Here is a 12,090-nt window from a genome sequence, read left to right on the forward strand (position 1 = left end):
GGCCTCACCATTGCCAGGCCACCATCACCATGATCGGACGCATCACCGGAACCCTGATCGAGAAACTCCCGCCCACCATCTGCGTGGACGTGGGCGGTCTGGGCTATGACATCGACGTACCCATGAGCACGCTGTACTCGCTGCCCGACACGGGCGCGCGCGTCACGCTCTACACGCACCTGACGGTGCGCGAAGACGCCCACATCCTGTACGGCTTCGCTTCGGCAGGCGAACGCAGCGCTTTCCGCGAACTGATCAAGGTCAGCGGCATCGGCGCGCGCACCGCGCTGTCGGTGCTGTCGGGGTTGTCGGTGGCTGACCTGGCGCAGGCCATTACGCTGCAGGAATCGGGCCGCCTGACGCGCGTGCCCGGCATCGGCAAGAAGACCGCCGAACGCCTGCTGCTGGAAATGCGGGGCAAACTGGGCGCGGACATCGGCGCCTCGCCGCATGCAGCGCCGGACAACCAGTCGGACATCCTGAACGCGCTGCTGGCGCTGGGCTATTCAGAAAAGGAATCGCTGTCGGCGCTGAAGACGCTGCCCGAAGGCGTGGGCGTGTCCGACGGCATCAAGCAGGCATTGAAAGCACTGGTGCGCTGAAACCGGCTTACAGGTAGCGCGGCGCCACGGCTTCCAGGCCCGTCGGCACCACGTGCAGTTCGGGCGCGATCGGCCCGCTGCAGATGTTGTCGCGGCGCAAGGAATCCAGATTGTCGCGCGACATCAAAGGCGTGCCCGGCATGCATTCGAACAGCCGGGCCTGCATGCGGCCCACGCCCATCGGCATGCTGACCACCGGCCGCGGATGGCCGCTCCAGGCGGCGCACAGGCGCGCGATCTCGCCCAAGGTGTAGACCTGGGGTCCGCCCAGTTCATAGGTCTTGCCGCAGGTGTGCGTATTGCCCAGGGCCGAGACGATGGCAGCGACCACGTCGCCCACGTAGACCGGCTGCATGCGCACATGCGCACCGGCCAGCGGCAGCACCGGCAGCCACCGCGCCAGCCCGGCGAACATATTGGTGAACTTGTCGTCCGGACCGAAGACCACCGAGGGCCGGAAGATGGTCCAGCCGCCGTCCTGATTGCCCTGGAATTCCTGCTTGATGGCGGCTTCGCCATCGCCCTTGGAGCGCTGGTACATGCTGTCGCCGTTGGAATCGGCGCCCAGCGCGCTGATGTGGATGAGCCTGCGCACGCCCTGCCGGCGACAAGCTTGCGCGATGCGCTGCGGCAGCAGCACGTGGGCCCGCGCGAATTCCGAGCCATAAGGCCGGCCGGCGTTGCCGTGCAGAATGCCCACCAGGTTGATGACCGCGTCGCAGCCCTGCGCCAGGCCGTCCAGCGTGGCGTCGTCGTGCACGTCGGCTTCGAGCAAGGTCACGGTGGGAAGAATCTGCAGGTCGCGCCCGCGGCTGTGGAGCCGGGTGGGCACGACGATCTGATGCTGATCCGCGGATAGCCGCGCTACCAGATGACGGCCTATGAAACCGGTGCCGCCGATGACAAGGATACGCATGTCGCAGCCCCTGTTCGTCAGGATTCAGTCCCGATTCTGCCTTGCACACGCGACAACCGCAAGCGCGCGGCGGCGGCCCGCAAGGGGGCCGCCAGAAGGGGGTCAGCCCGCCAGCAGCTTGGCGTAGGCCGGAAGGTCGACGTTGCCGCCGCTGATGATGACGCCGACCCGCGCACCGCGCACCGGCACCACGTTCTGCATGACGGCGGCCGCGCCCAGGCAGCCGGTGGGCTCCACCACCATCTTCATGCGTTCGGCGAAGAACCGCATGGTGGTGACCAGCTGTTCGTCCGTCACCGTGACGATGTCGCGCACATGCTTCTGGATGAGCGGGAAGGTCAGGTTGCCCAGGTGCGTCGTGGCGGCGCCATCGGCCAGGGTCTTGGGCGCCGGGATGCGGACGATTTCGCCTTTGCGCAAGGACTGCTGGCCGTCGTTGCCAGCCTCGGGCTCGACGCCGTAGACCAGGCAGCGCGGGCTCAGCGCGTAGGCGGACAGGGCCGATCCCGACAGCAGGCCGCCGCCGCCCAGGCAGACGAACAGGTAGTCCAGCTCGCCCACTTCCTCGAACAGTTCCTTGGCGGCGGTGCCCTGGCCGGCGATCACGTCTTCGTGATCGTAGGGAGGGATCAGGGTGGCGCCGGTTTCCGCATGGATGCGGCGGGCGATCGCCTCGCGGTCCTCGGTGTAGCGGTCATAGGTGACGATCTTGCCGCCATAGCCCTCGGTGGCGGCGCGCTTGGCGGCCGGGGCGTCCAACGGCATGATGATGGTGGCCTGCACCCCTTGCAGCTTGGAGGCCAGTGCGATGGCCTGCGCGTGGTTGCCCGACGAAAACGTGACCACGCCGGCGGCGCGCTGTTCCGGGGTCAGGCGGGCGATGGCGTTGTAGCCGCCGCGGAACTTGAAAGCGCCCATGCGCTGGAAGTTCTCGCACTTGAAGAAGACCGACGCGCCGCTGATCGCATCGGCGGTAGCCGAGGTCAGTACGGGCGTACGGTGCGCGTTGCCGGCCAGGCGCTCGCTGGCGCGCACGACGTCGTCATAGGTGGGCAATTCGGGCTGCATGGGCTTGGGTCCTTTGATCGCGGAGAATAATCAAAACCTCCGGATGATAAACCCGCGGCCGGCTTCGGGCGCCCTCCGGCGCCCGGGCACGGTCCGGTTTGCCCGCAGCCTACTTCCCGAAAAGATCGCCGGAGCCCGCCGTGGCGCCGGCGGGCGGGGTCAGCCCCAGGTGGCGCCAGGTGGTCAGCGTGGCGGTGCGGCCGCGCGGCGTGCGCTGCAGGTAGCCATGCTGGATCAGATAGGGCTCGATCACGTCCTCGATGGTGTCGCGCTCTTCGCCGATGGCGGCGGCCAGGCTGTCCACGCCGACGGGACCGCCGTCGAACTTGTGGATGATGGCCTCGAGCAGCTTGCGGTCCATCAGGTCCAGGCCTTGCGGGTCCACCTCCAGCATGGCCAGCGCGCGGCCCGCGACGTCCGCATCGATGGTGCCGCCCGCCTTGACCTCGGCATAATCGCGCACCCGGCGCAACAGCCGGTTGGCGATGCGGGGCGTGCCGCGGGCGCGGCGCGCGACTTCCGCCGCGCCGTCCGGCGTGATGCCGGCGTTCAAGAGGCCGGCGCTGCGCGTGACGATGTGGCCGAGATCGGCGGCGTTGTAGAACTCCAGCCGCGACACGATGCCGAAGCGGTCGCGCAGGGGGTTGGTCAGCATGCCGGCGCGGGTGGTGGCGCCGACCAGGGTGAAGGGCTGCAGGTCCAGCTTCACGCTGCGCGCGGCCGGGCCTTCGCCGATCAGGATGTCGATCTGGAAGTCCTCCAGCGCCGGATAGAGGATTTCCTCGACCACGGGCGACAAGCGGTGGATTTCGTCGATGAACAGGACGTCGTTCTTTTCCAGGTTGGTCAAGAGCGCCGCCAGGTCGCCCGGGCGTTCCAGCACCGGACCGGAGGTCTGGCGCAGCTGCACCCCCATTTCATGCGCAATGATGTGGGCCAGCGTGGTTTTGCCCAGGCCCGGGGGACCGAACAGCAGCACGTGATCCAGGGCCTCGCCGCGCTTCCTGGCTGCGGCGATGAAGATCTCCAGCTGTTCCCGGGCGCGCTGCTGGCCGACGTACTCGTCCAGCGCCTTGGGCCGCAGGGCGCGTTCGATCGACTCCTCGTTGGGCGAGACCGGCTGCGGCGCCACGATACGGGGGGCGTCGGGACGGGAGGAAAGCGAATCGGACTGGATGGCCATGGTGCGGAAACGACAAAATGCTGAGCAGGATGCATCGTACCGTAGCGCGACCCGCCCAGGGGGGAAGCGAGCGCCCTTGCGGGCGCCCCTAGGGCGTCTCGGACAGCGGCAGCTTGACCCGCACGCACAGCCCGCCAGACTCCGCCTCAAGCAGCTCCAGCGAGCCGCCATGGGCCCGTGCGATGGCCTCGGCCAGCGCCAGCCCCAGGCCCACGCTGCCGGTGCGCGTGCGCGCGTCGTCCAGGCGGCTGAACGGGCGCAGCGCTTCCTGGCGCCGTTCCGGCACGATGCCGGAGCCATGGTCGGCCACGTCCAGCACCGCGTGGCGTCCCTCATGCCTCAGACTGACCTGGACCGGCGGCGCGCCGTGGTTCAGCGCATTGCCGATCAGGTTGTCCAGCAGGCGGCCCAGCGCCACGGCGTCCGCCTGCACCACCAGGGTCGCGACGTCGTCGCCGGCCCGCAGGCTGATATCGGTGCCGGCGCCCTGCCAGGCGCCCACGCGCTCGGTCAGCCAGTCGGACAGCAGCATCGAGGCGTAGCGGTAGGCGGCCGGGTCGGTGCCGCGCACGAAGCCGATGAACTGGTCGACCATGTGCTGCATGTCCTGCAGGTCCGCGCGCAGCCCCTCCTTCAGCTTGGAGTCGTCGGCCAGCTCGATGCGCAGCCACATCCGCGACAAGGGACCCTTCAGGTCATGCGGCAGGCCCGACAGCAGCGTGCGGCGCACCGAATCGGATTCGGACAGCGCATCCAGCATGGCGTTGAAGCGTTCTCCCAATACCCGAGTTTCGTGAGGGCCCGAGGGCTCGACCCGTTGCGGCTGCCCTGCCGCCAACCGGTCGGCCGCGTCGGCCAGCCGGGTGATAGGACGCGTGATGTGCCAGGAAAAACCCACCGCCAGCAACAGCAGCAGCCCCAGGCCGCCCAGCCAGGCGGCGATGAACGGCGTCGCGACCGGCGGATCCAGGCGGTCCAGCGGGATGACCAGCCATTCGCGCAGGCGCGGCGCGTCCTCGCTGGCGGGGTTGGGCGCCAGCGAAATGAAGATCTCCGGCGTGGGTCCGCGCGACAGCGCCACGCGCGTGCCGTCGTTCAAACGTTCATTGAGCTGCTGCACCAGCACCCGCAGGTCGCGGCGGATGTCATCCGGTTCAGGCTGATAGCGGCGGCTGTGTTCTTCGCGGTCGCGATCGCGCGCGCGCTCGCCTTCCCTGGCGCTGGCGCGTTCATCGCCATGCTCCTCGTCGCGCACTTCCGGGGGGGGCGGCGCCGGCGGGCCGTGTATCTGCATGTCCGCGGGCGGCGGAGGCGGCGGCTTCGGGGCGGCCTTCGGCGGCGGGCGGCGGCCATTGAAGCGTTGCAGCTTGGCCTCGGCGGGCAGCACCCGCGACCACAGGCGCCACTGGTTCTGCGAGGCGGCGCGCACGAAGTCGGCGCGTTCCTCCGCCGGCACCTGCGACACCGCGGCGCGCAAGGTGCGGATGGTGGTGACGATGTAGCCGATGGCCACGTCTTCCATGAACTTGTGCCGGAAGTACGACACCGTCACCAGCGTGGCCGCCTGCGTCAGCAGGACCGAGCCCAGGATCAGCAGGATGAGCCTTGCCCGCAGCGAACGCGGCACCAGGAAGCCAGGAGAAAAGCGCATCAGGGCGAAAACCGGTAGCCAATGCCCCAGACGGTCTGGATCCAGCGCGGCTGCTTGGGATCGTCTTCGATGACCCGGCGCAGGCGCAGGATGGCGATGTCGATGGCGCGGTCATTGCGTTCGCCCGCGTCGTCGTCGCGCGCCAGCGCCAGCAGGCGTTCGCGCGACAGCGGCTTGCCCGCATTGCGCACCAGCGCCTCCAGCAGATTGATTTCGCCGCCGGTCAGCTTGACCACCGTGCCTTCGCGCGACAACTGGCGGGTGGAGGGATCGAACACGAAGGGACCGAACGAGACCGGCGCGTCCTTGGTCAGCGCGGACGGGCCGCGCTTACGGCGCAGCACGGCTTCGATGCGGGCCAGCAGCTCGCGCGGATCGAACGGCTTGCCGACGTAGTCGTCGGCGCCGGCCTCCAGGCCGATGATGCGGTCCACCGCCTCGTCACGCGCGGTCAGCAGGATGACGGGAATGTCCTCGCCCTGCTCGCGCAGGCGGCGGCAGGCGTCTGCGCCGTCGCCGCCGGGCAGCATGCGGTCCAGCACCAGCAGGTCGGGCGCGTAGCGGGTGATGCGGGACGACAGGTCGGTGGCGTCCGGCGCCAGCAGGGTGTCGTAGCCGTGCCGGTTCAGGTAGTCGGCCAGCAATTGCCGTAGGGCCGGATCGTCGTCGACGACCAGCAGCTTGGTGTGGGGATTGTCCATGGATGCCATAGTGCGGCCCGCCGCCACAAGCCGCAAGAGGCGGGAAATCAACTGAAATATACCTGTTGCACGATGTTGAGCGCGTTTACCAGCGCTTTCCCGCCACGGCGCAGCGCCCGATGCGGACTGGCCCTAAAATGGAACCCGGCCCGCCTTCTGTCCGCTTTGCTAAAAAACGTTTACAGGCAAGGCAGCGCTCCCTTTCTACACTGTGCCTATGGTCGCCCCTGCATTCCTCTGGCGAAAACCCTTGTTGCGCGCCGCGCTGGTCGCGGCCTCTGCCTGCCCGATCGCCCCGGCCCTGGGCGATCCGCTTGCGGCGTCCCCCTATATGCCCGCTCCGCCCTCTGCGCGCGGCATCGGCATACTGTCCCCGGTTCAACCCATGCCCGTGCGCCCCGCAGCCTCGATGGCGTCGCGCGCGGTGCCGCTGGATCCGTCCCCTTGCGACATGCAGACCATGGAGCCGGCGCTGGACACCAGCGTACACAGCACGGGCGACACGGACCTGATCCCCGGCACCGGACTGGGACTGTCCGGCGATGCCCAGCCCGCGCCGGTTCCGCAGGATTGCACCGTGCTCGCGACGCCCGAAGACCCTGCGCCGGACTACTCGCTCACCCTCCAGGATGGCGACCTGCCCCGCATACCCGTGGTCATGATCTCTGGCGTGTCGCGCGCTTCCCGGCCCTGGTTCGCCTCCGCCAGCAGCCAGGATGGCCTGCGCTACGGCGGCAACCGCAACTGGGTCTACCGCAATACCTCGGGCCCCTCCGTCGCCGTCGGCAACATCGACGCCAGGGCGCCCGCCTGGGGCAGCGGCGCGCCGGTGGGCGGGCTGCAGATCTCGAACTGGGCCGGATCCGGCGCCACGGCCCCGGAAGGCAGCTTCGGCTATTCCTCGTCGCTGGGCCGCCTGAACCGCATGGACCCGGCCGCCAGTTCCGGGGCCGTGGACTACGGCGACCCGGTAGGCAGCGGCAGCGTGCGCTACGGCCTTACGCCGGCGCTGACCGTGGAGGGCCAGATGCAAAGCGCGCCGTCGCTGACGACGCGCGGCATGGGTACCACCTACGCCGCGGGCGACTATGGAACCTTCCGCGCCGGGGCCACGCAAAGCACCTTCGACGCGGCCAGCGCGTGGCGTTATCGCTTCGACTACAACGTGGCCTTGGCCGACGCCGTCAACCTGGGCTATTCCAACGAGCAGGTCGGCGCGGGCTACGGCGACCTGTCCAGCTACTCGGGCGGCGGGGTTTCGGCGGCGCACACCCGCAACACGCTTTCCGCCGGCGTCCCCATCACCGGCTGGGGCGTGCTCAGCGGCACCTATTCGGGGTTGCGGGAAGGCTCCGAGCTGGCCGAACAGCGCGTGGGCCTGTCGCACAGCATGTTCGTCGCGCCCAAGGTCAAGCTGGCCGTGGGCGCGGACCGCGACATCATTTCCGGCAACTACGAATGGCGCGCCAACCTCAGCATGCCCGTCGATACCTTCATGCGCGGCACCTGGCTGAGCTGGTAGGCAGACCGCGGTCAGGACAGAAATCTCCCTGCCGGAAAAGGTCCGGCGGAATTGCGGCTTAAAATCCCTGCCATGATGCTCCCGGCCTACCCCCATGTCTGACGCGCGCGCCCTCGGCGTGTTGCAGCGCGTTTTCGGTTACGAATCCTTCCGCGGCGACCAGCAAGCCATTGTCGAACAGGTGATCGACGGCGGCGACGCGCTGGTCCTCATGCCCACGGGCGGCGGCAAGTCGCTCTGTTACCAGATTCCGTCCCTGGTCCGCGAAGGCACCGGCATCGTCGTGTCGCCCCTGATCGCGCTGATGCAGGATCAGGTCGACGCCCTGACCGAACTGGGCGTGCGCGCGGCCTTCCTCAACTCCACGCAGGAGTGGCGGGTGGCCCGCGACGTCGAGCAGGCCTTCCTGGCCGGCGAGCTGGACCTGTTGTACGTGGCGCCCGAACGCCTGCTGACCGACCGCTGCCTGCAATTGCTGGAACGCGGCCGCATCGCGCTGTTCGCCATCGACGAGGCCCACTGCGTGTCCCAGTGGGGCCACGACTTCCGCCCTGAATACCTGGGCCTGTCGATGCTGCACGAGCGCTGGCCCGACGTGCCGCGCATCGCGCTCACCGCGACCGCCACCGCCGACACCCGCCGCGAAATCGCCCAGCGCCTGTCGCTGGACGATGCGCGCCACTTCGTTTCCAGCTTCGACCGCCCCAACATCCGCTACCGCATCATCGAAAAGAACGAGGTGCGCAAGCAATTGCTGGAAATGATCCAGACCGATCATGAAGGCGAATCGGGCGTGGTCTATTGCCTGTCGCGCGCCCGCGTGGAAGAGACCGCGGAGTTCCTGTGCAACCAGGGCATCGACGCCATGCCCTATCACGCCGGCCTCAGCGCGCAGGTGCGCGCCGCCAACCAGGCGCGCTTCCTGCGCGAGGACGCCGTGGTCATGGTGGCCACCATCGCCTTCGGCATGGGCATCGACAAGCCCGACGTGCGCTTCGTGGCGCACATCGACCTGCCCAAGTCCGTGGAAGGCTATTACCAGGAAACCGGCCGTGCCGGCCGCGACGGCCTGCCTGCCACGGCCTGGCTGGCCTATGGCCTGCAGGACGTGGTGCAGCAGCGCCGCATGATCGACGAATCGCCGGGCGAAGAGTCCTACCGCCGCCGCCTGGGCCAGCAGCTGGACGCCATGCTGGGGCTGTGCGAAACGGTGGAATGCCGGCGCGTGCGTCTGCTGGCCTACTTCGGCCAGCAGATCACGGCCTGCGGCAATTGCGACGTCTGCCTGGAACCGCCGCAGGCCTGGGACGGCACGGTCGCGGCGCAGAAGGTGCTGTCCGCCGTCTACCGCCTGTGGAAGGAACGCGGCCAGCGCTATGGCGCCGGCCACATCATCGACATCCTGCGCGGCAAGGTCACCGACCGCACCAAGCAGCACGGCCACGAAACGCTGAGCGTATTCGGCGTGGGCGCGGACCTGAGCGACACCGCCTGGCGCGGCGTGCTGCGCCAATTGCTGGCGCAAGGCCTGCTGACGGTGGACCACGAAGGCTACGGCACGCTGGCCCTGACCGAAGGCAGCCGCGCCGTGCTCAAGGGCGAACGCCAATTGATGCTGCGCCGGGAGTCCGAAAAGAAACCGCGCTCGGGCAAGAGCGGCAGCGGCCGCCCCAAGGCGGCAGCCATCGACCTGCCGGCCGAACTGCAACCTGTATTCGAGGCCCTGCGCGCCTGGCGCGGCGAAGTGGCCAAGAGCCACGGGGTGCCGGCCTACGTCATCTTCCACGACGCGACTCTGCGCGAAATCGCCCTGGCCCAGCCCGAATCCATGGACGAGCTGAGCCACATCAGCGGCGTGGGCGCCCGCAAGCTGGAAGCCTACGGCGAAGAAATCCTGCAGCGGGTAGCGAAGCCGGTCTTGTGACGACGCCTCCGGCCGGACTTCCCGGCCGGATCAGCTCGGCGGCGGCAGCAGCGGCACCGGGGCGCGTTCCTTGCCGAACACCGAGCGGTACGCCAGGATATTGAACACCAGCACCACCGGTATGCCCACCACCGCTCCGGCCAGCACCAGACGCATCGAACCCAGCGCGCCCGCGCCGTCCCACAGCGTCATGTCGTCCAGGATCAAGTAGGGGAACAGGCTGTAGGCCAGGCCGCTGAGCATCAGCAGGAACAGCGCCACGCACAGCACGAACGGCAGCCAGCTGAAACGGTCGGCCTTGCCCGGCAACCGCGCCAGCAGCATTTCGGCTGCGACGAAACCCGCCAGCATCAGCACCCAGACCGTCGCCGCCAGGCTCAGGTGGGCGATGTTGCTCCATTTGTAGAAGATACCCGCGTTGGCCAGACCCAGCGTGACCGCGATGGCCACCATGCCCACCGCCGTCCAGCGGATGGCGTGGCGGGCCCAGTTGGCGGCGCGGCGCTGCAGATCGCCGTCCACCCGCATGACCAGCCAGGACGCGCCCAGCAGCACATAGGCCGCCACCGCGCACAGGCCGACGAACATGGAGAACCAGCCGTAGCCGGCATCGGACTGGTAGCCGGTGGCGATGCGGCCCAGCAGCATGCCCTGGCCGAAAGCGGTGATCAGCGACCCCGCCCAGAAGCCGAAGATCCAGCGCGGCTTCATTTCGTTGCGCGCGCGGATGCGGAACTCGAACGAGACGCTGCGCAGCACCACGCCCAGCACCATGCAGGTGAGCGGTCCGTAGAGCTTGCCCAGCACCGCGCCCCAGGCGAACGGGAACGCCGCCGCGAACAGGCCCATGCCCAGCAGCAGCCAGAACTCATTGGCGTCGCGCCACGGGCTCAGCAGGCTCATCATGCGGCCGCGCTCGTGTTCCGGCGCCAGTTGCAGCAGGATGCCCACGCCCAGGTCGAAACCGTCCAGCACCATGCCCGCGGCAATCACCACGAACAGCAGCGCCATGAAGGCCAGCGGCATCCAGAAAGAGGGATCGTCGGGGTTGAGGCCCTGGGAGGCGGCCAGCATGGCGATCATGGCGTACCTCCAGCCAGTTTGCGGACGGGCACGACGCCATAGCGCGCCGCGTGGAACAGCATGCCGACGAACGCCGCAAGCAGCAGCAGGTACAGCACGCCATAGCCGATCAACCCGTACAGCACGGTGCTGGACGCCACGATGCCCAGCACCTCGGACTGCGTGACGGTGCCATTCACCGCGAACGGCTGCAAGCCCAGGATGGATACCCACCACCCGGCCACGACGGCGATGGCGCCGGAGAACATCATGCCGCACAGCACCCGCTGCCACCACGGCGGCAGCGTGGACGGGTCCAGCCCGCGCCGGAACGTCCACAGGAAGGTCACGCAGGCCACGGCCAGCATCAGCAAGCCCAGCCCTGCCGCCACGCGCAACGACCAGAAGGTCAGCGCCACCGGCGGCAGCATGCCTGAATACTTGTCCAGGCCGCGGTAGGTGCCGTCCTGGTTGCGGTGCAGCCACATCCCACCCATGTTGCGCAGGGTCACGTCGGCCACGTTGGTATGGGCGCGCGCATCGGGCCAGGCGAACAGCACCAGTTGCGGCTCCGCGCCGCTTTCCCAATAGCCCGCGGCGGCGGCGGCCTTGGCGGGCTGCAGCTTGGCAATCATCTGCCCGGCGCCGGTCGCGACCGGCAACTGCATGAAAGCCCCCACCACGGCGACCACCAGCGCGGTCTTGAACGCGTTGCGCTCGCCGTCGCCCAGCGGACGCCGCAGGGCCTGCAGCGCCGTCACGCCCATCATCAGGAACGCGGCGGCCAGCGCCGCGCCCACCATCACCACCGCCATGCGCCAGCCCACGGAGGGATTCAGCACCACGGCCATCCAGTCATAGACCTGATAGCGTCCATCGACCAGCAGCGCGCCGTCCGGCGTCTGCATCCAGGATTGCAGCGCTAGCACCCAGAACACCGCCACCAGTTGCCCCACCGCCACCATCAGCACGGCCAGCGTGTGGGCGCCGTCCGACACACGGCGTTGGCCGAACAGCATGACGCCCAGGAAACAGGATTTGAGGATGAAGACCGAGAGAATGGCGTAGCCAAGCAAGGGGCCTGCCACGTTGCCGATCTTGTCCATCAGGCCGGCCCACAGGCTGCCCAGCTGGATCAGCACCGGCACGCTGGCCGCCAGCGTCAGCACGAAGGCCAGGGCGAATATCCGCACCCAGAAGCGGTACGCGGCGGTCCAGCCGCCCTGGCCGGACCAGCGCGCCCTGATCTTGAAGAACAGCAGTACCCAGGCGAGCGCCAGGGAGAAGGCCAGGAAAAACGCCAGAAAGCTCAGGCTGGCCACGAACTGCGTGCGGGCCAGGGATAACGTGGATATGTCCATGATGGCCCGTAGTGTAGAGCCAGTTACATGACTGTGGGGACAGTTTGAAACCGGTTGCACCGGCAGCAAAAAGGCCCCGCCTGCGGAACGTGGCAAAATT

Annotated in this window: 10 protein-coding genes; 3 read left to right on the forward strand and 7 right to left on the reverse strand. The window is 68.5% G+C overall.

Annotation, left to right across the window (positions count from 1 at the left end):
- Positions 1-29 precede the first annotated feature (29 nt).
- On the forward strand, positions 30-602 hold the full coding sequence (gene ruvA, locus IB257_RS18195; RefSeq protein ID WP_013391723.1) for a Holliday junction branch migration protein RuvA: 573 nt from the start codon (positions 30-32) through the stop codon (positions 600-602).
- Positions 603-609: 7 nt separating this feature from the next.
- Here ruvA and IB257_RS18200 read toward each other — a convergent pair whose 3' ends face one another.
- The 5 genes from IB257_RS18200 to IB257_RS18220 form a co-directional block, all read right to left on the reverse strand.
- The gene (locus tag IB257_RS18200; RefSeq protein ID WP_054457338.1) at positions 610-1,518 is read right to left on the reverse strand and encodes a complex I NDUFA9 subunit family protein; all 909 of its coding nucleotides are present in this window, start codon (positions 1,516-1,518) and stop codon (positions 610-612) included.
- A 102-nt stretch (positions 1,519-1,620) separates the two neighbouring features.
- On the reverse strand, positions 1,621-2,586 hold the full coding sequence (locus IB257_RS18205) for a threo-3-hydroxy-L-aspartate ammonia-lyase (RefSeq protein ID WP_054457340.1): 966 nt from the start codon (positions 2,584-2,586) through the stop codon (positions 1,621-1,623).
- A gap of 109 nt (positions 2,587-2,695) precedes the next feature.
- Complete coding sequence (gene ruvB / locus IB257_RS18210) at positions 2,696-3,769, reverse strand: Holliday junction branch migration DNA helicase RuvB (RefSeq protein ID WP_054457342.1); 1,074 nt, start codon at positions 3,767-3,769, stop codon at positions 2,696-2,698.
- A gap of 88 nt (positions 3,770-3,857) precedes the next feature.
- Positions 3,858-5,420, reverse strand: a complete 1,563-nt coding sequence (locus IB257_RS18215) for an ATP-binding protein (protein WP_054457343.1) — start codon at positions 5,418-5,420, stop codon at positions 3,858-3,860.
- The gene (locus IB257_RS18220) at positions 5,420-6,121 is read right to left on the reverse strand and encodes a response regulator (protein ID WP_054457345.1); all 702 of its coding nucleotides are present in this window, start codon (positions 6,119-6,121) and stop codon (positions 5,420-5,422) included. The genes IB257_RS18215 and IB257_RS18220 overlap by 1 nt, the downstream gene beginning before the upstream one ends.
- Positions 6,122-6,338: 217 nt before the next feature.
- On the opposite strand from IB257_RS18220, the gene IB257_RS18225 reads away from it, so the two are divergent.
- A complete protein-coding gene (locus tag IB257_RS18225; RefSeq protein WP_175181126.1) occupies positions 6,339-7,643 on the forward strand; it encodes a fimbrial protein in 1,305 nt (434 codons plus the stop codon).
- 94 nt (positions 7,644-7,737) lie between these two features.
- Positions 7,738-9,567, forward strand: coding sequence for a DNA helicase RecQ (gene recQ / locus IB257_RS18230; protein WP_054457350.1), 1,830 nt, complete (start codon positions 7,738-7,740; stop codon positions 9,565-9,567).
- A gap of 30 nt (positions 9,568-9,597) precedes the next feature.
- Here recQ and IB257_RS18235 read toward each other — a convergent pair whose 3' ends face one another.
- Complete coding sequence (locus IB257_RS18235; RefSeq protein WP_054457351.1) at positions 9,598-10,650, reverse strand: cytochrome d ubiquinol oxidase subunit II; 1,053 nt, start codon at positions 10,648-10,650, stop codon at positions 9,598-9,600.
- Complete coding sequence (locus tag IB257_RS18240) at positions 10,647-11,990, reverse strand: cytochrome ubiquinol oxidase subunit I (protein ID WP_054457356.1); 1,344 nt, start codon at positions 11,988-11,990, stop codon at positions 10,647-10,649. The genes IB257_RS18235 and IB257_RS18240 overlap by 4 nt, the downstream gene beginning before the upstream one ends.
- Positions 11,991-12,090: the final 100 nt, after the last annotated feature.

Origin of the sequence: Achromobacter sp. ACM03, assembly GCF_014851665.1 — a bacterium.
In the GTDB taxonomy this organism is placed as follows: Bacteria; Pseudomonadota; Gammaproteobacteria; order Burkholderiales; family Burkholderiaceae_B; genus Achromobacter; species Achromobacter aegrifaciens.